The organism is Vibrio pectenicida (genome assembly GCA_024347015.1).
Taxonomy (GTDB): Bacteria; Pseudomonadota; Gammaproteobacteria; order Enterobacterales; family Vibrionaceae; genus Vibrio; species Vibrio pectenicida.
On record AP024889.1, the window covers coordinates 586,774 to 609,655 of the forward strand.

At 42.8% G+C, this 22,882-nt stretch carries 16 protein-coding genes, 4 tRNA genes, 3 rRNA genes and 1 other annotated feature; of the genes, 16 read left to right on the forward strand and 7 right to left on the reverse strand.

Features of this window, described 5'->3' with window-relative positions; all coding sequences use genetic code 11:
- The first annotated feature begins 19 nt into the window (after positions 1 to 19).
- Positions 20 to 316, forward strand: a complete 297-nt coding sequence (gene trpR, locus OCV27_RS02750) for a trp operon repressor (protein ID WP_125322810.1) — start codon at positions 20 to 22, stop codon at positions 314 to 316.
- Positions 317 to 334: 18 nt separating this feature from the next.
- Here the strand turns inward: trpR and yjjX are convergent, their stop codons facing one another.
- The 6 genes from yjjX to OCV27_RS02780 form a co-directional block, all read right to left on the reverse strand.
- Positions 335 to 868, reverse strand: coding sequence for an inosine/xanthosine triphosphatase (yjjX, locus tag OCV27_RS02755; protein WP_125322811.1), 534 nt, complete (start codon positions 866 to 868; stop codon positions 335 to 337).
- Positions 834 to 3,179, reverse strand: a complete 2,346-nt coding sequence (locus OCV27_RS02760) for a putative bifunctional diguanylate cyclase/phosphodiesterase (protein ID WP_125322812.1) — start codon at positions 3,177 to 3,179, stop codon at positions 834 to 836. The genes yjjX and OCV27_RS02760 overlap by 35 nt, the downstream gene beginning before the upstream one ends.
- Complete coding sequence (locus OCV27_RS02765) at positions 3,163 to 4,209, reverse strand: polyamine ABC transporter substrate-binding protein (RefSeq protein WP_125322813.1); 1,047 nt, start codon at positions 4,207 to 4,209, stop codon at positions 3,163 to 3,165. The genes OCV27_RS02760 and OCV27_RS02765 overlap by 17 nt, the downstream gene beginning before the upstream one ends.
- A gap of 161 nt (positions 4,210 to 4,370) precedes the next feature.
- Entirely contained in the window at positions 4,371 to 5,549 is a 1,179-nt protein-coding gene (gene pheA / locus OCV27_RS02770; protein ID WP_125322814.1) for a prephenate dehydratase, read from the reverse strand.
- 12 nt (positions 5,550 to 5,561) lie between these two features.
- Positions 5,562 to 5,683 (reverse strand) — a sequence feature (Phe leader region).
- 126 nt (positions 5,684 to 5,809) lie between these two features.
- A complete protein-coding gene (gene hpf / locus OCV27_RS02775; protein WP_125322815.1) occupies positions 5,810 to 6,139 on the reverse strand; it encodes a ribosome hibernation-promoting factor, HPF/YfiA family in 330 nt (109 codons plus the stop codon).
- A 431-nt stretch (positions 6,140 to 6,570) separates the two neighbouring features.
- A complete protein-coding gene (locus OCV27_RS02780) occupies positions 6,571 to 7,296 on the reverse strand; it encodes an outer membrane protein assembly factor BamD (RefSeq protein ID WP_125322816.1) in 726 nt (241 codons plus the stop codon).
- Positions 7,297 to 7,426: 130 nt separating this feature from the next.
- On the opposite strand from OCV27_RS02780, the gene rluD reads away from it, so the two are divergent.
- The 10 genes from rluD (at position 7,427) to OCV27_RS02830 (ending at position 17,888) form a co-directional block, all read left to right on the forward strand.
- Positions 7,427 to 8,404 carry a 23S rRNA pseudouridine(1911/1915/1917) synthase RluD gene (rluD, locus tag OCV27_RS02785; protein ID WP_125322817.1) on the forward strand — a complete coding sequence of 326 codons (978 nt, stop codon included), beginning with the start codon at positions 7,427 to 7,429 and terminating at the stop codon, positions 8,402 to 8,404.
- A 1-nt stretch (position 8,405) separates the two neighbouring features.
- Positions 8,406 to 9,134 (forward strand): peptidoglycan editing factor PgeF, encoded by a 729-nt coding sequence (pgeF, locus tag OCV27_RS02790; protein WP_125322818.1) that lies wholly within the window; start codon positions 8,406 to 8,408, stop codon positions 9,132 to 9,134.
- A gap of 96 nt (positions 9,135 to 9,230) precedes the next feature.
- Positions 9,231 to 11,804, forward strand: a complete 2,574-nt coding sequence (clpB, locus tag OCV27_RS02795) for an ATP-dependent chaperone ClpB (RefSeq protein ID WP_125322819.1) — start codon at positions 9,231 to 9,233, stop codon at positions 11,802 to 11,804.
- A 609-nt stretch (positions 11,805 to 12,413) separates the two neighbouring features.
- A 16S ribosomal RNA gene (locus OCV27_RS02800) occupies positions 12,414 to 13,971 on the forward strand.
- A 65-nt stretch (positions 13,972 to 14,036) separates the two neighbouring features.
- Positions 14,037 to 14,113: transfer RNA gene (locus OCV27_RS02805), tRNA-Ile, on the forward strand.
- A gap of 42 nt (positions 14,114 to 14,155) precedes the next feature.
- Positions 14,156 to 14,231 (forward strand) — tRNA-Ala (locus tag OCV27_RS02810).
- 324 nt (positions 14,232 to 14,555) lie between these two features.
- Positions 14,556 to 17,445 (forward strand): 23S ribosomal RNA (locus tag OCV27_RS02815).
- 127 nt (positions 17,446 to 17,572) lie between these two features.
- Positions 17,573 to 17,688: ribosomal RNA gene (rrf, locus tag OCV27_RS02820) — 5S ribosomal RNA — on the forward strand.
- Together the 16S, 23S and 5S rRNA genes with 4 tRNA genes alongside form the textbook arrangement of a ribosomal RNA operon.
- 31 nt (positions 17,689 to 17,719) lie before the next feature.
- A tRNA-Asp gene (locus tag OCV27_RS02825) sits at positions 17,720 to 17,796 on the forward strand.
- Positions 17,797 to 17,811: 15 nt separating this feature from the next.
- Positions 17,812 to 17,888: transfer RNA gene (locus OCV27_RS02830), tRNA-Trp, on the forward strand.
- A gap of 548 nt (positions 17,889 to 18,436) precedes the next feature.
- Here the strand turns inward: OCV27_RS02830 and suhB are convergent.
- Positions 18,437 to 19,240 carry an inositol-1-monophosphatase gene (gene suhB / locus OCV27_RS02835; protein ID WP_125322716.1) on the reverse strand — a complete coding sequence of 268 codons (804 nt, stop codon included), beginning with the start codon at positions 19,238 to 19,240 and terminating at the stop codon, positions 18,437 to 18,439.
- A 178-nt stretch (positions 19,241 to 19,418) separates the two neighbouring features.
- On the opposite strand from suhB, the gene trmJ reads away from it, so the two are divergent.
- The 5 genes from trmJ to iscA all read left to right on the forward strand — a co-directional run bounded on the left by trmJ (position 19,419) and on the right by iscA (position 22,837).
- Positions 19,419 to 20,141: a tRNA (cytosine(32)/uridine(32)-2'-O)-methyltransferase TrmJ gene (gene trmJ, locus OCV27_RS02840; protein WP_125322717.1), complete on the forward strand. Its 723-nt coding sequence runs from the start codon at positions 19,419 to 19,421 to the stop codon at positions 20,139 to 20,141.
- Positions 20,142 to 20,260: 119 nt separating this feature from the next.
- Positions 20,261 to 20,767: a Fe-S cluster assembly transcriptional regulator IscR gene (gene iscR / locus OCV27_RS02845; RefSeq protein WP_125322718.1), complete on the forward strand. Its 507-nt coding sequence runs from the start codon at positions 20,261 to 20,263 to the stop codon at positions 20,765 to 20,767.
- Between the two features lie 29 nt (positions 20,768 to 20,796).
- On the forward strand, positions 20,797 to 22,011 hold the full coding sequence (locus OCV27_RS02850; RefSeq protein WP_125322719.1) for an IscS subfamily cysteine desulfurase: 1,215 nt from the start codon (positions 20,797 to 20,799) through the stop codon (positions 22,009 to 22,011).
- A 52-nt stretch (positions 22,012 to 22,063) separates the two neighbouring features.
- Positions 22,064 to 22,444 carry a Fe-S cluster assembly scaffold IscU gene (gene iscU, locus OCV27_RS02855; protein ID WP_125322720.1) on the forward strand — a complete coding sequence of 127 codons (381 nt, stop codon included), beginning with the start codon at positions 22,064 to 22,066 and terminating at the stop codon, positions 22,442 to 22,444.
- Positions 22,445 to 22,513: 69 nt separating this feature from the next.
- Positions 22,514 to 22,837, forward strand: a complete 324-nt coding sequence (iscA, locus tag OCV27_RS02860; RefSeq protein ID WP_125322721.1) for an iron-sulfur cluster assembly protein IscA — start codon at positions 22,514 to 22,516, stop codon at positions 22,835 to 22,837.
- Positions 22,838 to 22,882: the final 45 nt, after the last annotated feature.

Here is a 22,882-nt window from a genome sequence, read left to right on the forward strand (position 1 = left end):
TCCTAGGGTCTAAAAGTAAATGGCAATACAACCTGAGTACAACGAGTGGCAACAGATTTTAGATTTAATCAAAACCAGTATTAAATCCGATCAACATGAGATGCTGTTGACTATGTTATTGACTGCCGATGAGCGTGAAGCTTTAATTGCACGAGTGAACATCTGTTGTGAATTACTCAAAGGTGATCTTTCACAGCGGCAGATTAGTAACAAGCTAGGAGTTGGTGTTGCCACAATAACTCGTGGATCTAATGAGCTTAAGTCAAAGTCAGAAATCGAGAAAGCACAGCTATTCTCACTTCTAAACCTTAAATAACCACTCTTCATCGCGTCTTTAAAGATTTTCAGGAAAGTATTCAGTATTAGTAAATGGGATGAGCGCTAATATCAATGCTTGGTGATAGACATCGCTGCGTGTGAGTATATCTTGAGTTAATAGGCTGATTGCGCCGCCTTTTTGCTTGATATTTTCGGTGCCAAATACATCGTCCATTACATCCCCGAGTTCGTTGGCATTAAGCAGATTTTTTAATACCAGGGGGGGTAAAATTAAACTGGCGGAACGAGATTCTCCCCTGCGTTTGGTCGATTCAATAACCATCCATGCAAAAGTCGCGTTGCCTTCTATTCCGGCTTCAAGGCCAACATAATAGTCCGCATGTGGGTGAGCCTCTTTTGCATTTTGTACACGGTTAATAGCGCCTTTATAGGTTTCATCATTGCTCATCGGTTGATCTGCAACACCGCTGGGAACTTGAATTGCTAAAAAATCAAAATTTTGTGAACTAAAAACTTTTTTGAAAGCACTTTTAACAGCCTTGCTTTTGGCTGGATTAAGAGAAGTGATAACAACTTTCTTCGTTAACATGTTTATACCCTAGTTCGCTCTGCTTGAGAAACTTTAGCTCAGATAGAGAGAGTGGTGGAGAGAGAAAATAACCTTGCATATAGTCACATTGGTTTTCGGCAAGCCAGTTTAACATAGAGATGGATTCTATGCCCTCGGCAGTGACTATCATTGATTGAGAATGACATAGATCTACTAGTGGCTTAATTACTTTTTGATTTTGAGTTTTAATCAAAGTATTAAGGAACTCTCGATCAAGCTTGATTTTCTGTACAGGATATTCCACCAACTGGGTGATAGAAGTATAACCTGAGCCGAAATCATCAATAGCTAATTTGAACCCCATTATAGATAGTTCATGTAGTAGAGAGTAACTTTGTGAGTCTGTAGCAAAAGTTTCGGTAATTTCGAAATCGACTAAGTTTGGTTCTACGTGATATTTCTTGGCAGCATTTTGTATGTCTCTTGCTAATTGCTGTGAATCTAATTCAGCCGATGATAAGTTAATTGATAATTGAAGGGGGTGACCAAAACATTCTTGTAATGTTACAAAATCTTTAAATGCTTGTAGTATCACCCAGCGATCTATTTTTCCAAATATGCCAGTTTTTTCTGAAATGGGGATAAACTCCGCTGGACTTACTTTCCCCATGTTTGGAGAAAACCAACGTAATAAAGCTTCTACACCCATAATGTTTTTACCAGAACGATCAAAGTATGGCTGATACATGAGAGAAAATTCTTGGTCGAATTGGCCATTTCTAAGTGCTTGCTCTATTTGGTTTCTACGTTTAACAATTTCATCTAGTTCTTGCGAGTAGCCAGCTATTTGGTTTTTGCCAGCTCTTTTGGCTTGATACATAGCAGTATCTGCATTTGAAAGGAGGCTTTCCAAATCTTGGCCATCTTCAGGGTAGGTGGCTATGCCAATACTAGCCGTTATAGGAAAATTACCTAAAGGAGAACCCTTCGAGTTTTGAATGGGGTCTAGAATCTCCTGTGCCAGATTATATGAATAATTATTTTGCTGTGAAGATGCAATAAAAATAGCAAACTCATCTCCAGACAATCTTGATGCAAGACATTTAGTGTTATAAGACTGCTGATATTTTTCACTTAACTTGCGTATATGTTCTGCGAAATCAATTAACAATGAATCCCCAACGTGGTGGCCATATTTATCATTTACATACTTAAAATTGTCTAAGTCAATAAATAGAATCCAAGCTTGATTAGACTGCTGGCTGTCTTTAATCGCTTGTTCGACATATATTTGAAATTGATACCGGTTAGCTAATTGAGTTAAATGGTCATTCTCAGCCATTGCTTTAGTTTTCTGGTAACTGGAATTTAACTCTTTATACATGTCGTAGAAACGAACAGATAGCCGTCCTATTTCATCATTAGTATTGAGGCGAATAATATTTTGTCGTTGGCGTTGTTCAACTTGCCGAAGTTGTTTATCAAGGAAAATTATAGGACTTATTACTCGATTATGGAGAAGGAAAAGTAAGATAAAAATAGTGATCACAGTGGACGCGCCAAAAAAGAGTAATAATCGCTGCTCGATATTGTCGAGTTTTTCTTTAAGTAAATATTGAGCGGGATCTAAAACTGCATAAAGCTTTGGCAGAAGCTCTACCGATTGAGTCAAACCGGATTTAATGACAGGGTAATCACTGAAAAAAATACTAGTATCATTGTCAAACTCAATAATATGTTTTAGTTGATCGAATTTATTTAACGACAAATAGACGACAACAAAAAACAGATGATCTTTATTGTAGCTGAGTGGAGTCATTAAAGTGTCAGTATCAAGTACATCGTAGCGGACAAGGATGCTCTGACCTTGATGGTTTTGTGTAAACCCAATGAAAGAACTATTGCCAGTCTGCCGGTAATTTGAGTTGACGAATTGGTGTACATTTTTATCAAGTTTTGAAAATGGGTCAAGTTGGTTATCGGCATAAAACAATGGACTTCGACTGTGATCGAGTATGGCGACTGCAATATCATTTTGTGTATTTAACTGGAGGTTTGTGATAGTTGTTTGCAAAGTCTCGATTAACTCCATCTCACGATATGGGTTATCTTCCTTGTTAAAATAATGGCGTATGATATCGCTTTTAGTTAGGGTTAGAGAGTAGCTGTTTAATATTGCTACAGATTGCCTAAAGTGTCCCGCCAATTTTTCTATTGTTAATTGAAGGTAGCTATTTTCACGTTTAACCAACGCATCTTTTTGATTGTTATATATACCGTAGCTAGAAAATGCAGCACTTATTAGAATGACTGGCGATACTAGCAATAGTACTCTAGTGCTGAGTTTCATGACGTTTTAGAATGCGGTTGAGTATTTTAGTTCGTAAGCTGATGTTTTGAGAGGATAGTTCAACATCAACTCGCCCCTGGTCTATCCTTTGCTGTGGTGGAAACAATGATGCATCATTTTTATACCAATCAGGCGTTTGTTTTAACGCAGTTAGATTGGGTGTTGAAGCTTTGATAAAAATGGCATTTTTTGCAGCTACATCGGGATCCATAATGTACTCTAGAAACTTTTTGGCGTTAACCGAATTGGTTGAATGTTTGCTTATTGCGAGGCAGTCAATCCAAATGAAAATCTCTCCGTCAGGAATAGTGAAGCCCCATTTCTCACCGACAAAGTAGCGGTTAAGAGAATATTGGTCTCCGCTGTAGGCGAGAGCCATAGCTAGTTTTTCATTATTATTTTGCGTACTCCTTACGTAACTCAATATATATTCGTAAGTTAGTATCTTTTCATTGAAGGTTTGCATTTGAGGATAAGCGGCTTCGATGAGTGATGGGGTCTCTTCATCAGGAGTAAGACCTAGGCTATAAAATACAGGTAGGAAGCTTTCAATGCTATCATTGATCATTCCTATACGTCCTTCTAGCTCCTTCGGAGGAGATATAAATTCGTTCCATGTAGCTGGTGGTTTTGGGACTAGGTCTTTTCTATAAGCTACCCCCACTGTTCCCCAAAAATATGGAACTGCGTAATCCCCACAAGCTTGTAACCATTTTTTTCCATTATGCTGACGGTTTTTGATATCAGTAAGATCTTCAAATATACCTAATCGGCCGTATATCTGTGCAGAAACGTTATCCAAAATCATAACATCAAAGGGTAACTGAAGACTTTTTATCATCAATAGGCTGCGTTCATCATCATTATCAAAATGTGTGGCTTCAAGAGGTATGCCTGTTGAGGACTCCCAGTCTTCAACGACATAAGGTGAGATAGTATCTTCCCACATATAGATGTTTATAGGTGTGTTGGATTGTGCTGAAAAGCTTCGCGTAGTGAATGCTAGTAAAAAGAGAATTAGTGATCTCATGTCAAACGGGAAGTTCCATAATGCTTTGGTAAATTCGCTCAAAATGACATGTCTAAGAATGACAGACACTACATCTATATGCAACTAATGTTAGTGATATTAATTTTTTTTCTGATCAGTGTCAGTCATTTGATATTATTTATTTGATCTATATCCTTTTTTTATTGGAATCTTATTTTCGTTGGGGACACATTTTCACTTGGGTAGCAGCCTAAAACTTTGAGATGTTTTGTCAGTTTTGTCAGTTCCTGTAGTGCTTTTTGCATTTCGTCAGACTCTAGGTGTGTTTCTAGATCGACATAAAACATCTCTTCCCAAGGGTTTCCGATAATAGGTCGAGATTCAAGTTTGTTCATATTAATTGAGTACTTCTGTAGCACTAATAATGTGGCCACTAAGGAACCTGTTTCTTGGGAAGTTGACATTATAAGAGTTGTTTTCGCAGGGATCTGACAGGATACTTCAACTGGCTTTCGTGCTACCACAATAAAACGAGTATGATTCTCAGTTTGATTGGCAATATTTGTTTGAATAGATTGTAGGCCATAAAGCTTTCCACTAGCAGCATGTCCAATGGCGGCAACATTGTCGCTGTTGATTTCTTTTACTTTTTTCATTGCATCTGCAGTGCTGGTGCAGGACTCAAGAGTGATGCCTTTAAGTCTACTCAGAAATTCGCTGCATTGTTGGTGTGGTTGAGGGTGTGAATATAAAGTTTGTATATCCTCTATGCGAATATCTGAGGTGGCGACTAAACAATGCTCTATTGGTAATATCATTTCTCCGACGATATGAAGTGTTGTATGTTGGAGAAGGTCATATACTTCATTAATTGAACCTGAGCTGGTATTTTCAATAGGAAGCACTCCGTAATCAGCATGTCCAGACTCAACAGTTTGGGCTACTTCCTTAAAGTGTTGGCAATTTAATTCTATCAGTTCAGTATTTTTTCGGCTGAAATATGCAAGGCTAGCTAGGTGAGAGTAGGAGCCCTTTGACCCCAAAAAAGCCACCCGGGCTAATGGTTTTCGACTTATTTCTGGATTGGCAAGATTCTGTAGATAAGACTGTTGAAGTAAAACCGAATCTTCGATAATCGTATGAAATAGTTTGGTAATATACTGAGCATCAAGTTCGTATTTGTCACGTCCAGCATTAATTAATTTCACTAGTAATTGTTGTTCGCGTGTTGCATCGCGCACCGGTTTGGATGTCTGAACTTTACTTTTGGCTACCTCAATGCTCATTTGCCTTCTCTCTGATAAAAGCTTGAGCAATTCATCATCCAGCTCATTTAAACGTAGCCGAATGTCATTGAGTGAGTATTTTTGAACGGTCATCCTATGGTCCTCATTGAAAAAGCCTCCCATTTGGGAGGCTTCCTGTTCGTTTTTGACTTTTCTTTTGAAAACGAGACATCCTCCAGCCTTAGTGGAGAAAAAATAAGTCAAAAAAGAACAGGCGATCTAAAATCATTGTTTGTCAGTAATCTTGTGATACTGATAACACAATAAGCAACCGATTAATCAGCGTCAAGCAAAAAAATAGCGCTCGAAGCGCTATTTTTAATATTATCATCTAGTCGGTTTTGAACCAGCTATTACTCAATCTCCGTTTCTTCTGGTTCGGGCTTCTCAGACCGTCTAGCTTCAGGTTTGTGGCGAAGCTTGTTGAGCTGACGTTCGAGTTTTTGTTCTACCTCATTTATCGCAGCATAAAGGTCTTCATGAACAGCTGAAGCAACGAGTTTTCCTTTTGGTACGGTAATGACGGCCTCAAATTTTTTGTGTTTGTTGGGTTCTTCGCTAAAACAGGCTTGGCATCCGATAATGTCAACTTGCCATTTTTCTAGTTTTTTAAATTTACTCTCTATGTGAGTTCGGATAGCAGAGGTGATGTCGATATTTTTACCGGTAATGTTTACTTTCATAGATATTTTTCCTCTGTAGCACCCTCGATGGATTAACTTCAGATTACCTATCTATAATCAAAATAACGTGATCTATATCACCTTTTGACTTATATGTTTCGATTGAGAATTTAAACGTGATCGACATCTAGAACTGAGCATCTTGAACAGGGAAAAGGCTTGTTATGGGTATAAAACTTGTTAAGTTATTAATGTTATGGGCTGAAAAATTAACATTTTTTAGGGGTTCATATCGTCCCAAGTACAAGTGTCCATTTTATGACTTTTATAGTAACTTTTATAGTAAAGGGTTCGGCTTTGAATGCTTTACTGTTTTTAGGTTAATAATGATGGAAATAAGTTAAGAGACTTAAATTCATAGGCTATCAAATAAGTCTCTCAAGGCAAGTTAAACTGAGCCGCTTTGGGTAAAGTGCTCAGTATAAGCACTTTTACTGTTTATTGAGGTCCATTAACTGCTGGGTGTGCTTAGTAGCATCTTCCAATCCTAACTCTTGATATGCTATCAGTTGGATTTTAAGGGATTTAATTGCAGCTTCAGTATCAGGGTAAGTTTTTTGTAACTCTTGTGTACGGTTGATTGCGGCAATCCAAGCCTCCCGGCGAAGATAGAAATCAGCTGTAGCAAGATCGTAGTTAGCGAGGCGGTTTTTTAGTGCAATCATGCGTTTGTTCGCATCTTCAGCATATGGGCTGCTTGGATATCGCTCAAGTAGCTTTTTGAAATCAGAAAATGCTTTTTTGACTGGTTCTGGGTCTCTGTCACTACGATCGACATTAAATAAATCGTGCATAAAATTACGATCTTGCGCCATATGAGTTAAGCCACGCATATATAAAACCCAATCAAGCTTTTCATGAGTCGGATTTAAACGCGAAAACCGCTCGATCGTCGCCAAGCCCAGCGCTAAATCATCATTTTTGTAATATGCATATATGAGGTCTAATTGGACTTGCTCGGAATAAGCACCAAACGGGTATCTGGAATCCAAGGCTTCAAGCTTATCGATTGCCGTTAGCCAGTTTCCGCTTTGCAAAGATACCTGAGCTTCTGAGTATAATTCTGAAGGTGGAATATCTGGAACAATCTCATCACTGCTAGAGCAGCCAACTAAAATAGATAATGCTAATAAACCAGATAAAGTATACTTTTTCATGTCAGGATTCGATTCCTTGAGATAAATATTTCTTTTGCTTCCGTTACTTTCTTGTCGGTAGCAGATACAATGGAGCAATATTCTTCCATACTAGTGGCAATTAGTCCCACAGTTTTTAAAAAAGTTCGATATGGCTCAGCAGATTGAATTAAACAATACAGTAAAAGATAGTCAATTAGGTCAGCGTCTTGACCAAGCGATTGCAGAAATATTCGCCGATTTTTCACGTTCTCGCCTTAAAGAATGGCTGAAGGATGGAAAAGTTCAGGTTAATGGAGAAGTAGTCACTAAACCTCGCACGAAAGTGATGGGGGGAGAAACTATAACACTTCAGGCTGAACTAGAAGATGAGGAGCGCTGGGAAGCGCAAGATATTTCATTAGATATCGTTTATGAAGACAGTGACATTATTATTATTAACAAACCACGTGATTTTGTAGTTCACCCAGGAGCAGGTACACCTGACGGTACAGTATTAAATGCATTATTACACCATTACCCAGATATAGCGGAGGTGCCTCGTGCTGGCATCGTGCATCGTCTTGATAAAAATACCACAGGACTGATGGTCATTGCTAAAACAGTGCCAGCTCAGACTAGACTTGTCCGAGCACTGCAAAAGCGCAATATCACTCGAGAGTATGAAGCCATTGCTATTGGTCGTATGACAGCTGGAGGGCGAGTAGAACAGCCTATTGGGCGTCATTCAACAAAACGTACTTTGATGGCGGTTAGCCCCATGGGGAAGCTGGCAGTAACACATTATCGTGTTGCCGAGCACTTTCGTGAGCATACTCGAATTCGGTTAAGGCTAGAAACTGGGCGTACTCACCAGATTCGTGTTCATATGGCTTACCTTCAGCACCCATTACTTGGAGACTCGGCGTATGGTGGCCGTGCTAGAATTCCGTCAGGAGCTTCTGATGAGCTGGCGAATATGATACGCAAGTTCGATCGGCAAGCTCTGCATGCTGTGATGCTCAAATTTGAACATCCCATAACGGGAAAAGAACTGGAGTTTCATGCCCCTGTACCTCAAGATATGGTGTGTATGACAGACGCTTTACGCCAAGATGTTCAGGATCATGGCATCGAGGATGATTTTTAATATGGAAATGATCATTCCCAATTGGCCTGCCCCTGCACGTGTAAGATCTTTCTCGTCGACTCGAAATCAAGGTTTTTCGAGTGGTACGTATAGAGGATTGAATTTAGGTGGGCATGTTGGGGATGATGCCACTGATGTTAAAAATAATCGTCGCTGGTTGGTGGAGAACTCATCGATGCCAACCACTCCTATCTGGTTAAATCAAACACATTCAACAACAGTGACTGAGGTTGCAGAATCAAATGATGTAACGCTCAATGCTGATGGCTTGTTTACCCGAGAAGCGGGTTTGGTTTGCTCTGTAATGACAGCGGATTGTCTACCTGTATTATTGTCAAATGCTTCTGGTAGCCAGATCGCTGCTGTACACGCAGGTTGGCGAGGTTTAGCAAGTGGAATTATTGAGCAAGCAGTAGCAAAATTTCAAGGTCAAGTAATGGCATGGATTGGCCCTGCTATTGGTGCGACAGCATTTGAAGTTGGCGAGGATGTGTTTGAAGCATTTGTTTCAATAGATCCGTCAGCGACAAATGCATTTAAACGTATTGGAATGTCGGGAAAATGGCTAGCAGATATGAATATGCTAGCTACACAAAGACTTAATAAAGTCGGCGTATTAGATGTTTATTATAGTGATATGTGCACATACGCTGATCCCGAACGTTTTTTCTCTTATCGTCGAGATGGCGTAACAGGCCGACAAGCAACTTTTATCTGGATAGAAAAGTAATGGTTTTCAATTACTGACCCTTGAAAGTCGCTGGTTGCGGAACCATCTATCATACTGACTAAAAGAGTTTTCTTTGTTAAGGTTAGGAAGGTAGATATGCGTCTTGACAGGTTCACCAGCAAATTTCAAATCGCGATATCTGACGCACAATCATTGGCGTTAGGGCGTGATCATCAATATATCGAGCCAGTCCATCTCATGGTCGCTTTGATGGATCAAAATGGCAGTCCTATTCGTCCATTGCTCACTATGCTTGATGTCGATGCTACTCACTTGAGATCCAAATTAAGTGAAATGCTTGATCGCTTACCTAAAGTCAGTGGTATTGGTGGCGATGTACAACTATCGAGCTCTATGGGCACTGTGTTCAACCTTTGCGATAAGGTCGCGCAAAAACGCCAAGATGCTTATATTTCTTCAGAAGTTTTTCTTCTTGCAGCTGTTGCAGATAAAGGGCCTTTAGGTGAGCTATTCAAGGAATTGGGCTTAACCGAAGCCAAATTGAGTGCTGCAATTGATAAAATTCGTGGCGGTCAAACCGTTAACGATCCTAATGCTGAAGAACTTCGCCAGGCACTTGAAAAATTTACTATTGATCTTACTGAGCGAGCTGAGCAAGGTAAGTTAGATCCTGTTATTGGTCGAGATGATGAAATTCGCCGCACCATCCAAGTATTGCAAAGACGAACCAAAAATAATCCGGTAATTATTGGCGAGCCAGGTGTGGGTAAGACTGCAATCGTTGAGGGCCTGGCTCAGCGTATTATAAATAATGAGGTTCCAGAGGGTCTGCGTAATAAACGTGTTTTGTCTCTCGATATGGGGGCTTTGGTCGCTGGAGCTAAATACCGAGGGGAGTTTGAAGAGCGCCTTAAATCTGTGCTGAATGAACTGTCTAAAGAAGAGGGAAGCATAATCCTATTTATAGACGAGATTCATACTATGGTTGGTGCAGGTAAAGGTGAAGGTTCGATGGATGCAGGAAATATGCTTAAGCCTGCTTTGGCGAGGGGTGAGCTTCACTGCGTTGGTGCAACAACTTTGGATGAATATCGTCAATATATAGAAAAAGATCCTGCCCTTGAGCGTCGTTTCCAAAAGGTGTTAGTAGATGAACCTTCGGTGGAAGATACAGTTGCAATTTTACGTGGTCTTAAGGAGCGTTATGAGCTTCATCATCATGTGGAGATCACTGATCCAGCGATTGTAGCCGCTGCAAGTTTATCACATCGATATATTTCCGATCGTCAGCTGCCAGACAAAGCCATAGATTTGATTGACGAGGCGGCATCAAGCATACGAATGCAAATTGATTCCAAACCTGAATCCTTGGATAAGCTTGAACGTAAAATTGTACAGCTAAAAATAGAGCAGCAAGCTCTGACCAACGAACATGATGAAGCAAGTGAAAAACGTCTTTTCAACCTTAATGAAGAACTTCAGGATAAAGAGCGTGCTTTTGCTGAGTTAGAAGAAGTATGGAATGCCGAGAAAGCAGCCCTTTCAGGGACACAACACATTAAAAGCGAATTAGAGCAAGCACGTATGGATATGGAGTTTGCGCGTCGTGCTGGTGATCTCAATCGTATGTCCGAGCTTCAGTATGGACGTATTCCTGAATTGGAAAAACAGCTGGATCTTGCTACCCAGGCTGAGATGCAGGAGATGACCTTACTACGTAATAAGGTAACAGATAACGAGATTGCTGAAGTACTATCTAAGCAGACTGGTATCCCTGTATCCAAGATGCTTGAAGCTGAAAAAGAAAAGCTGCTGCGAATGGAAGAAGTTCTTCATGCTCGTGTCATCGGCCAAAAAGAAGCGGTAGAAGTGGTATCTAATGCCATTCGCCGCAGCAGGGCAGGTTTGTCTGATCCTAACAAGCCAATTGGCTCGTTTCTATTTCTAGGCCCAACTGGAGTAGGTAAAACAGAGCTTTGTAAGACTTTAGCCAACTTCTTATTTGACAGTGAAGATGCAATGGTGCGTATTGATATGTCAGAATTTATGGAAAAACATTCAGTGGCTAGGCTTGTAGGGGCTCCTCCAGGATATGTAGGGTACGAAGAAGGAGGGTATATAACAGAAGCGGTAAGAAGAAAGCCATACTCCGTAATTTTGCTAGATGAAGTTGAGAAAGCTCACCCCGATGTGTTCAACATACTACTTCAAGTGTTGGATGATGGAAGGCTTACTGATGGACAAGGTCGAACAGTCGACTTTCGTAATACTGTTGTGATTATGACGTCAAACCTTGGTTCGGCGAAAATTCAAGAGAACTTTGGCTCTGTTGATTATCAAGGAATGAAAGAGCAAGTAATGGAAGTGGTTAATAAACATTTTCGCCCAGAGTTCCTCAACCGAATTGATGAAAGTGTTGTTTTTCATCCCCTTGCACAAGAGCATATTAAATCTATTGCATCGATCCAGCTGGGCAGGCTTACCAAGCGTATGGAAGATGGAGGGTATAAGTTGCAAGTGACTGATAAGGCACTTGAGTTTATTGCTCAAGCTGGGTTTGACCCTGTGTTTGGAGCCAGACCATTAAAGCGCGCTATTCAGCAGAGTGTCGAAAACCCTCTTGCTAAAGCAATACTTGCAGGGAAGGTGATACCGGATAAAGTAATTAAGTTGTCGGTGAGTAAAGACCAGATTGTCGCTCAGCAATGACTTTAAACTAAATTTATAGAGGGCTGCTTAGCCCTCTAATTATAGATAACCTTAGTTTTAGATTGTTTTTTGAGCAAACGATGCCGAAAGGAGAGTTTTTTACTAATTTATCCTTGTGCTATCGAAATACTTCCCTATAATCCGCTCTCGTTGTCAGGCATGAAGAGTTTGGCATCATTTTTTGGCCAGCGAAGGTTACAGCGGTAACCTCAAGAGAAATAAAGAAAAGTGTTTGACACTAGATTTTATATCGCTAGAATGGCCGACTCTTATTTAAGAGTTAACGAAATCAAAGAAGAATTGCTCTTTAACAAACTAAACCTATCAATCTGTGTGGGCACTCGTTGATGATAATCCAAAAATGATTCTATTGAATCACTTTAGGTATCAATGAACTGAGTGACCAATACAAATAACGACTTTCTCTTGTAGAAAGGCATTATTTGGCACAGTCAATTCATTATCGTTCTGTTCCTATTTATTTAAGAAGAGAACGATAATAGCTTTAGAATTACATGTTTCTGTTTATTTTCGAATAAGCGGTAAATATTAGTTTTGAAGTCAGTATTCATTGAGCCCAATCCTATTTAGTTAGGAAATCAAAACTTTAAATTGAAGAGTTTGATCATGGCTCAGATTGAACGCTGGCGGCAGGCCTAACACATGCAAGTCGAGCGGAAACGAGAAGTAGCTTGCTACTTCGGCGTCGAGCGGCGGACGGGTGAGTAATGCCTGGGAAATTGCCTTGATGTGGGGGATAACCATTGGAAACGATGGCTAATACCGCATAATGCTTTTGTTTGTAATGAACGGAAGCCAAAGAGGGGGACCTTCGGGCCTCTCGCGTCAAGATATGCCCAGGTGGGATTAGCTAGTTGGTGAGGTAATGGCTCACCAAGGCGACGATCCCTAGCTGGTCTGAGAGGATGATCAGCCACACTGGAACTGAGACACGGTCCAGACTCCTACGGGAGGCAGCAGTGGGGAATATTGCACAATGGGCGCAAGCCTGATGCAGCCATGCCGCGTGTATGAAGAAGGCCTTCGGGTTGTAAAGTACTTTCAGCAGTGAGGAAGGTGGATGTGTTAATAGCGCATTCATTTGACGTTAGCTGCAGAAGAAGCACCGGCTAACTCCGTGCCAGCAGCCGCGGTAATACGGAGGGTGCGAGCGTTAATCGGAATTACTGGGCGTAAAGCGCATGCAGGTGGATGATTAAGTCAGATGTGAAAGCCCGGGGCTCAACCTCGGAATAGCATTTGAAACTGGTCATCTAGAGTACTGTAGAGGGGGGTAGAATTTCAGGTGTAGCGGTGAAATGCGTAGAGATCTGAAGGAATACCAGTGGCGAAGGCGGCCCCCTGGACAGATACTGACACTCAGATGCGAAAGCGTGGGGAGCAAACAGGATTAGATACCCTGGTAGTCCACGCCGTAAACGATGTCTACTTGGAGGTTGTGGCCTTGAGCCGTGGCTTTCGGAGCTAACGCGTTAAGTAGACCGCCTGGGGAGTACGGTCGCAAGATTAAAACTCAAATGAATTGACGGGGGCCCGCACAAGCGGTGGAGCATGTGGTTTAATTCGATGCAACGCGAAGAACCTTACCTACTCTTGACATCCAGAGAAGCCAGCGGAGACGCAGGTGTGCCTTCGGGAGCTCTGAGACAGGTGCTGCATGGCTGTCGTCAGCTCGTGTTGTGAAATGTTGGGTTAAGTCCCGCAACGAGCGCAACCCTTATCCTTGTTTGCCAGCGAGTAATGTCGGGAACTCCAGGGAGACTGCCGGTGATAAACCGGAGGAAGGTGGGGACGACGTCAAGTCATCATGGCCCTTACGAGTAGGGCTACACACGTGCTACAATGGCGCATACAGAGGGCGGCCAACTTGCAAAAGTGAGCGAATCCCAAAAAGTGCGTCGTAGTCCGGATTGGAGTCTGCAACTCGACTCCATGAAGTCGGAATCGCTAGTAATCGTGGATCAGAATGCCACGGTGAATACGTTCCCGGGCCTTGTACACACCGCCCGTCACACCATGGGAGTGGGCTGCAAAAGAAGTAGGTAGTTTAACCTTCGGGAGAACGCTTACCACTTTGTGGTTCATGACTGGGGTGAAGTCGTAACAAGGTAGCGCTAGGGGAACCTGGCGCTGGATCACCTCCTTATACGATGATTATTTTTGATGAGTACCCACACAGATTGATGGTTTATAGATTTTAAAGACGATACTGGGTCTGTAGCTCAGGTGGTTAGAGCGTTCGCCTGATAAGCGAGAGGTCGGTGGTTCAAGTCCACTCAGACCCACCAATCTTCATCCCAGAAGAGTTGGCATACAGTATCACACCTGATGGGGCTATAGCTCAGCTGGGAGAGCGCCTGCCTTGCACGCAGGAGGTCAGCAGTTCGATCCTGCTTAGCTCCACCATCTTTAAATGCATTTGCAATAGTGCACTTAAACATGGTTCTTAATTAGAATCTTGCTCTTTAACAATTTGGAAAGCTGACGAACAATAACCGTGATTGGTTGTTGTTCAAATAAAAGTTCTCAAATCCTAATGATTCTTTTTAACGAAAGAATGATTGGGTACCAACACACATTCAAGTGTTCTTGGAAACACCACAATTCGTTGTGGCGTTTATATTTGAGTCCGGCAAAATCGAACGCTGTCTCGCTCATTCAAATAATGAGACAGCAACTTTGGTTGTTTAATTAACAACACCAACTGAGCAAGACTCTTTGGGGTTGTATGGTTAAGTGACTAAGCGTACACGGTGGATGCCTTGGCAGTCAGAGGCGATGAAAGACGTAGTAACTTGCGATAAGCCCAGATTAGGTAGTAACAACCGTTTGAGTCTGGGATGTCTGAATGGGGAAACCCACGTGCATAAGCACGTATCATTAACTGAATACATAGGTTAATGAGGCAAACCGGGGGAACTGAAACATCTAAGTACCCCGAGGAAAAGAAATCAACCGAGATTCCGAAAGTAGCGGCGAGCGAAATTGGATTAGCCCTTAAGCTTTACACGCGTTAGACGAACAGCCTGGAAAGGCCGACAATAAAGGGTGATAGTCCCGTAGTCGACGACGTGTGTTCAGTGAAATCGAGTAGGACGGGACACGTGATATCCTGTCTGAATATGGGGGGACCATCCTCCAAGGCTAAATACTACTGACTGACCGATAGTGAACCAGTACCGTGAGGGAAAGGCGAAAAGAACCCCTGTGAGGGGAGTGAAATAGAACCTGAAACCGTGTACGTACAAGCAGTAGGAGCACCTTCGTGGTGTGACTGCGTACCTTTTGTATAATGGGTCAGCGACTTATATTCAGTAGCAAGGTTAACCATCTAGGGGAGCCGTAGAGAAATCGAGTCTTAACTGGGCGTCGAGTTGCTGGATATAGACCCGAAACCAGGTGATCTAGCCATGGGCAGGTTGAAGGTTGAGTAACATCAACTGGAGGACCGAACCGACTAATGTTGAAAAATTAGCGGATGACTTGTGGCTAGGGGTGAAAGGCCAATCAAACCTGGAGATAGCTGGTTCTCCCCGAAATCTATTTAGGTAGAGCCTCGGACGAATACTACTGGGGGTAGAGCACTGTTAAGGCTAGGGGGTCATCCCGACTTACCAACCCTTTGCAAACTCCGAATACCAGTAAGTACTATCCGGGAGACACACGGCGGGTGCTAACGTCCGTCGTGGAGAGGGAAACAACCCAGACCGCCAGCTAAGGTCCCAAAGTATAGCTAAGTGGGAAACGATGTGGGAAGGCTTAGACAGCTAGGATGTTGGCTTAGAAGCAGCCATCATTTAAAGAAAGCGTAATAGCTCACTAGTCGAGTCGGCCTGCGCGGAAGATGTAACGGGGCTAAGCTATACACCGAAGCTGCGGCAATACAGTTTACTGTATTGGGTAGGGGAGCGTTCTGTAAGCCGTTGAAGGTGTGCTGTAAGGCATGCTGGAGGTATCAGAAGTGCGAATGCTGACATGAGTAACGATAAAGGGGGTGAAAAACCCCCTCGCCGGAAGACCAAGGGTTCCTGTCCAACGTTAATCGGGGCAGGGTAAGTCGACCCCTAAGGCGAGGCCGAAAGGCGTAGTCGATGGGAAACGGGTTAATATTCCCGTACTTCTTACAATTGCGATGGGGGGACGGAGAAGGCTAGGTGAGCCTGGCGACGGTTGTCCAGGTTCAAGTGCGTAGGCTTGAGAGTTAGGTAAATCCGGCTCTCTCCAAAGCTGAGACACGACGTCGAGCACCTACGGGTGTGAAGTCATTGATGCCATGCTTCCAGGAAAAGCCTCTAAGCTTCAGATTGTAAGAAATCGTACCCCAAACCGACACAGGTGGTCGGGTAGAGAATACCAAGGCGCTTGAGAGAACTCGGGTGAAGGAACTAGGCAAAATGGTACCGTAACTTCGGGAGAAGGTACGCTCTTGTCGGTGAAGTCCCTTGCGGATGGAGCTAACGGGAGTCGCAGATACCAGGTGGCTGCAACTGTTTATTAAAAACACAGCACTGTGCAAAATCGTAAGATGACGTATACGGTGTGACGCCTGCCCGGTGCCGGAAGGTTAATTGATGGGGTTAGACTTAGGTCGAAGCTCTTGATCGAAGCCCCGGTAAACGGCGGCCGTAACTATAACGGTCCTAAGGTAGCGAAATTCCTTGTCGGGTAAGTTCCGACCTGCACGAATGGCGTAATGATGGCCACGCTGTCTCCACCCGAGACTCAGTGAAATTGAAATCGCTGTGAAGATGCAGTGTACCCGCGGCTAGACGGAAAGACCCCGTGAACCTTTACTACAGCTTGGCACTGAACATTGAGCCTACATGTGTAGGATAGGTGGGAGGCTTTGATATGTGCACGCCAGTGTGCATGGAGCCATCCTTGAAATACCACCCTTGTATGTTTGATGTTCTAACTTAGACCCATTATCTGGGTCAAGGACAGTGCCTGGTGGGTAGTTTGACTGGGGCGGTCTCCTCCCAAAGAGTAACGGAGGAGCACGAAGGTGGGCTAAACACGGTTGGACATCGTGTGGTTAGTGCAATGGCATAAGCCCGCTTGACTGCGAGAATGACAATTCGAGCAGGTGCGAAAGCAGGTCATAGTGATCCGGTGGTTCTGTATGGAAGGGCCATCGCTCAACGGATAAAAGGTACTCCGGGGATAACAGGCTGATACCGCCCAAGAGTTCATATCGACGGCGGTGTTTGGCACCTCGATGTCGGCTCATCACATCCTGGGGCTGAAGTCGGTCCCAAGGGTATGGCTGTTCGCCATTTAAAGTGGTACGCGAGCTGGGTTTAGAACGTCGTGAGACAGTTCGGTCCCTATCTGCCGTGGGCGTTGGAAGATTGAAGGGGGCTGCTCCTAGTACGAGAGGACCGGAGTGGACGAACCTCTGGTGTTCGGGTTGTCATGCCAATGGCATTGCCCGGTAGCTAAGTTCGGAATCGATAACCGCTGAAAGCATCTAAGCGGGAAGCGAGCCCTAAGATGAGTCTTCCCTGACCCCTTGAGGGTCCTAAAGGGTTGTTCAAGACTAGAACGTTGATAGGCAGGGTGTGTAAGCGTTGTGAGGCGTTGAGCTAACCTGTACTAATTGCCCGTGAGGCTTAACCATACAACACCCAAAGGGTTTTGTTGTGGACTCAAAGTAGAACATTGAATGTGTAGAGAACGCTCTTTAAAGAGTAAGCAGCTTTCCAGATTTTGACCGGTTGCGAGTGCGCAGCGGGTCACCTAATTTGCTTGGCGACCATAGCGTTGTGGACCCACCTGAACCCATGCCGAACTCAGAAGTGAAACACAATAGCGCCGATGGTAGTGTGGGGTCTCCCCATGTGAGAGTAGGACATCGCCAGGCTTCAAATTTAGACATACAGTCTAACCAGTGCGGAGCGGTAGTTCAGTTGGTTAGAATACCGGCCTGTCACGCCGGGGGTCGCGGGTTCGAGTCCCGTCCGCTCCGCCATTAATTATAAAGTTTAGGGGTGTAGCTCCAATTGGCAGAGCAGCGGATTCCAAATCCGCGTGTTGGGAGTTCGAATCTCTCCACCCCTGCCATATTTTAGGCTCTAGTCGAAAGACTGGAGCCTTTTTTATTTGAAATTTTCATTTGAGCGCAGCAGTGGATTCAGTTGATACCCAAAGAATGCGCGTATTGGGAGTTCGAATCTCTCCGCCCCTGCCATATTTCGAAAGACTGGAGCCTTTTTTATTTGAAATTTTCATTTGAACGCCGCAGTGGATTCAGTTGATAGCCAAAGAATGCGCGTGTTGGGAGTTCGAATCTCTCTACCCCTGCCTGTTGAGCATGTAAATAAAGACTTTCAAGTTTGTTAAGCTGACTTAGCAACCTTTTTGGGAGTGCCAGCTTGAACCATCCATTATAACGACATCATGTCATCTTTTTATATCTGTTTGGGTGGTGTACCATGATATCTTTGTTAACTCAAGGAGCGACGATTGTTTCACAATCCTTCTTGTTGGACAGGCAGAATTAAATAAATAAACGTATTCAAATTGCTATTTTGAGCTGGTTAAGCTGATTTTATTTTCAATATACAAAAAAGCCCACTCAATAGAGTGGGCTTGAATAGTGAGATTTTAAATTATTTTAGCAGTGCTTCATTGCCATTTTCGCGGATTTTTTTAAGCATGCCCTTAACACCACGAGCACTTGAGGCAACAACATTACCAGACTTCATATAGTCGGTACTACCAGCGAAATCAGTTACAATAGCACCAGCTTCACGGGCGATGAGCTCTCCTGCTGCTATATCCCAAGGTTTAAGGCCTAATTCGAAGAAGCCGTCGACACGGCCAGCAGCTAGGTAACATAAATCTAGTGCAGCAGAACCAGTTCGGCGGAAGTCAGAGCAGTCAACAAATAGAGAAGACATAATCTTAAAGTAAGATTCTGAGTGTTGTTTTTGTTTAAATGGGAAACCAGTGGCTAATACTGCCCCTTGCAAATCCTTAACTTGCTTAACACGGACACGTGCACTGTTAAGCTGAGCTCCTGAACCACGTTGAGCTGTGAATAGTTCATTTAGCATAGGGTCATAAACACAAGCTACTTCCGTTTTGCCTTTTAGGCGAACAGCAATAGAAACGGAAAAGTGTGGGAAACCTTTTACAAAGTTTGTTGTGCCATCCAGAGGGTCGATAACCCATTGAGCATCATCATCTTTGCCTGTGAGCCTGCCAGACTCTTCAGCTATGATGGTGTGATCGGGGTACGAAGCTTTGATTGTATCAATAATTATTGATTCCGCTTCTTTGTCGACGTTCGTAACAAAGTCATTGGTGCCTTTTTGAAAGGACTCAATTTTCTCTACATTTTCTAAAGATTTAGCAATATGATTGCCTGCTTTTCGTGCTGCACGAATAGCAATATTAAGCATTGGATGCATACTTATTTCCCAACGGATGTTAAAGAACAAAAACGGACGGGATTATAGCAGATAAATGGCCAAATGGAAGTGAGTGTTTTTTGTTCTATTGAAGAGATTAGCCAAAAGGACGTGGCCCTTTTTAACTTGGTATATGTTATTATCGCGCGACTAAAAATATTGTCTTGTGGAGAAACCAATGTTAAATAATGTAAAAGTGGTACTCGTTGGGACCTCACATTCAGGAAATATTGGTTCGACAGCTCGCGCGATGAAAGTAATGGGATTATCAAACTTAGTACTTGTTGAGCCTCAGTGTGAATTGGATCAGCAAGCGATAGCGATGGCGTCAGGTGCAAGTGATATACTAGAAAACGCATCAATTGTTCATTGTTTAACTGAAGCCATCTCAGATTGTACTCTTGTTGTCGGTTCTAGCGCGCGTTCTCGTACCTTGGAATGGCCAATGCTTGAGCCTCGTGAATGTGGTGAAAAGTTTGTGGAGCAAGCCTTGGTATCCCCGACGGCATTAGTTTTTGGCCGCGAGCGCACAGGCTTAACTAATGAAGAGCTTCAAACTTGTCATTATCATGTGTGTATTCCAGCCAACCCTGAATATAGTTCGTTAAATCTCGCTATGGCAGTGCAAACACTCAGTTATGAAATTCGTATGGCCTATTTGGAGCAGGAAAAGAAACATTATCAACAGATTGCAGCTCCTGACTTCCCGAGACATAAAGAATTAGAAATGTTTTTTTTACATCTTGATAAAGTTACAAAAGATGTTGACTTTATAAATGAAAACCAACCTGGGAAAGTAATGAATAAGTTGCGTCGCTTGTTTATTCGAGCGAGGCCTGAAGCACAAGAGCTAAATATTCTGCGTGGTATTTTGACTGCTATTGAGAAAAAAACTCTTTAATCCTTGCCAGCTTTATATTTAGAACTAATACTTGAGTAAAATGGTTGGTTAAATACTTGACTATTTTAGTCGGGTATGAAAGAATTTATAGCACATAAATGATGTGGATATGGTGTTATATGAGACTTACATCTAAAGGAAGATATGCAGTTACGGCCATGTTAGATGTGGCTCTACACTCGCAACAGACCCCAGTACCTCTGGCGGATATTTCTGAACGTCAGGGCATCTCACTGTCTTATTTGGAGCAACTTTTTTCCAAATTACGAAAAGCAGGATTGGTTTCCAGCGTACGCGGCCCAGGCGGCGGTTATCGTTTGGGGACAGATGCTAATTCTATCGCTATAGGAACAGTCATTGCTGCAGTTGATGAGTCTGTTGATGCAACTAAATGTAATGGTAGGGGCGATTGCCAAGGTGGAACTCGTTGTCTAACACATACACTATGGCACGATCTGAGTTCTCGTATTAGCGATTTCTTAAACAACATCACTTTAGGTGAGTTGATGACAGATAACGATGTTCTAGAAGTTTCTGACCGCCAAGATTTAGATCTTGCGGCTAATCATGGGTTTTCTAAAAAGAATTCTAACACCGCACCCATCGGTATAAATTTCCGCTCTTAAGCGGTTTGCCTGTTACATTGGAGTAGAAAATGAAACTGCCTATTTATCTTGATTATTCAGCAACATGCCCTGTCGATCCTCGGGTAGCTGAAAAAATGGTTCAGTATATGACTATGGACGGTACGTTTGGTAACCCAGCATCCCGCTCACATAGATATGGCTGGCAGGCGGAAGAAGCAGTAGATACTGCTCGTGAACAGATTGCGGATTTATTGAATGCTGACCCTCGTGAGATAGTTTTTACTTCGGGTGCGACTGAGTCAGATAATTTAGCCATTAAAGGTGCTGCGCATTTCTATTCGAAGAAGGGTAAGCACGTCATTACATGTAAAACAGAGCATAAAGCGGTACTTGACCCTTGTCGTCAATTGGAGCGTGAAGGTTTTGAGGTTACTTATCTAGAGCCTGAAACTGATGGTATTGTAGATATTAAGAAGCTTGAAGCAGCAATGCGTGAAGATACAGTCTTAGTATCCATCATGCATGTAAACAATGAAATTGGTGTGGTTCAAGATGTTGCTGCGATTGGCGATTTATGCCGCAGTCGTAAAATTGTTTTTCATATTGATGCTGCTCAGTCTGCAGGTAGATTATCCATTGATGTACAAGAGATGAAAATTGATCTGATTTCTTTATCTGCACATAAAGCCTATGGTCCTAAAGGTATTGGCGCTCTTTATGTTCGTCGTAAACCACGTATTCGTCTAGAAGCTCAAATGCATGGTGGTGGACATGAGCGTGGTTTTCGTTCTGGTACCTTAGCAACCCATCAAATTGTCGGTATGGGTGAAGCTTTCCGTATTGCAAAAGAAGATATGCAGAAAGACTATGAGCACGCATTGGCACTTCGTAATCGTTTGTTTGATGGTGTAAAAGATCTCGAAGCTGTGACTGTTAACGGTTCACTTGAGCAGCGCGTCCCGCATAACCTAAACATCAGCTTTGCTTTCGTTGAAGGCGAATCTTTATTGATGTCATTGAAAGATCTTGCAGTATCTTCTGGTAGTGCCTGTACTTCCGCAAGTCTTGAACCTTCATATGTACTGCGCGCTTTAGGTCTAAACGATGAACTTGCACATAGTTCAGTTAGATTCTCATTTGGGCGTTTTACAACAGAAGCAGAAGTTGATTACGCGATAGAACAAATTAGAGTGGCTGTGACTAAGCTACGTGACATGTCTCCTCTATGGGATATGTACAAGGAAGGAGTGGATTTAAGTACAGTTGAGTGGGCACACCACTAACTTGTTAAATTACGCTTCAGTGGTAGATATAGAGGATTCGAGGTAAATAATTATGGCATATAGCGAAAAAGTAATTGATCACTACGAGAACCCAAGAAATGTGGGTTCATTTGATAAAGAAGATCCTAACGTCGGCAGTGGTATGGTGGGTGCACCGGCTTGTGGTGACGTGATGAAGCTACAAATTAAAGTGACTTCTGAAGGTATTATTGAAGATGCAAAATTCAAAACCTATGGCTGTGGTAGTGCAATAGCATCAAGCTCACTGGTTACTGAGTGGGTTAAAGGTAAAAGTATTGACGAAGCAGCAGAAATTAAAAATGCTGAGATTGCTGAAGAGCTTGAGCTGCCTCCTGTAAAAGTTCACTGTTCAATTCTTGCTGAAGATGCAATTAAAGCAGCAGTAGCTGACTACAAGAAAAAACACCAATAACAGGTGACAACTATATAATGGGAGTTCATCGCTCCCATTCCATTGTTAACAAAGAAATTAAGGTGCAGTATGGCCATTACAATGACAGAAACGGCAGCAAGTCGGGTTAGAACATTCTTAGAAAGCCGAGGTAAAGGTGTCGGTTTGCGTCTGGGTGTGAAAACGACAGGTTGTTCTGGCATGGCTTATGTACTTGAGTTTGTCGATGAGCTTAACGAAGAAGACGAAGTGTTTGAGTTCCAAGGTGTTAAAGTCATTATCGACCAGAAAAGTTTAGTATATTTAGATGGTACTGAGCTCGACTACATTAAGGAAGGGCTAAATGAAGGTTTTGAGTTTAACAACCCTAACGCGAAAAGCGAATGTGGTTGTGGTGAAAGCTTCAACGTATAAGTGATAAGTGCCGACTGGCCCTGTTTTACCTAAGGACCTATTTCT

Coding starts and splice junctions, on each gene's coding strand:
- trmJ (WP_125322717.1), top strand. CDS start 19,419: ATGTTAAATAATGTAAAAGTGGTACTCGTTGGGACCTCACATTCAGGA.
- suhB (WP_125322716.1), bottom strand. CDS start 19,240: ATGCATCCAATGCTTAATATTGCTATTCGTGCAGCACGAAAAGCAGGC.
- OCV27_RS02850 (WP_125322719.1), top strand. CDS start 20,797: ATGAAACTGCCTATTTATCTTGATTATTCAGCAACATGCCCTGTCGAT.
- OCV27_RS02780 (WP_125322816.1), bottom strand. CDS start 7,296: ATGAAAAAGTATACTTTATCTGGTTTATTAGCATTATCTATTTTAGTT.
- trpR (WP_125322810.1), top strand. CDS start 20: ATGGCAATACAACCTGAGTACAACGAGTGGCAACAGATTTTAGATTTA.
- OCV27_RS02760 (WP_125322812.1), bottom strand. CDS start 3,179: ATGAAACTCAGCACTAGAGTACTATTGCTAGTATCGCCAGTCATTCTA.
- pgeF (WP_125322818.1), top strand. CDS start 8,406: ATGGAAATGATCATTCCCAATTGGCCTGCCCCTGCACGTGTAAGATCT.
- pheA (WP_125322814.1), bottom strand. CDS start 5,549: ATGACCGTTCAAAAATACTCACTCAATGACATTCGGCTACGTTTAAAT.
- iscU (WP_125322720.1), top strand. CDS start 22,064: ATGGCATATAGCGAAAAAGTAATTGATCACTACGAGAACCCAAGAAAT.
- yjjX (WP_125322811.1), bottom strand. CDS start 868: ATGTTAACGAAGAAAGTTGTTATCACTTCTCTTAATCCAGCCAAAAGC.
- iscR (WP_125322718.1), top strand. CDS start 20,261: ATGAGACTTACATCTAAAGGAAGATATGCAGTTACGGCCATGTTAGAT.
- OCV27_RS02765 (WP_125322813.1), bottom strand. CDS start 4,209: ATGAGATCACTAATTCTCTTTTTACTAGCATTCACTACGCGAAGCTTT.
- rluD (WP_125322817.1), top strand. CDS start 7,427: ATGGCTCAGCAGATTGAATTAAACAATACAGTAAAAGATAGTCAATTA.
- hpf (WP_125322815.1), bottom strand. CDS start 6,139: ATGAAAGTAAACATTACCGGTAAAAATATCGACATCACCTCTGCTATC.
- iscA (WP_125322721.1), top strand. CDS start 22,514: ATGGCCATTACAATGACAGAAACGGCAGCAAGTCGGGTTAGAACATTC.
- clpB (WP_125322819.1), top strand. CDS start 9,231: ATGCGTCTTGACAGGTTCACCAGCAAATTTCAAATCGCGATATCTGAC.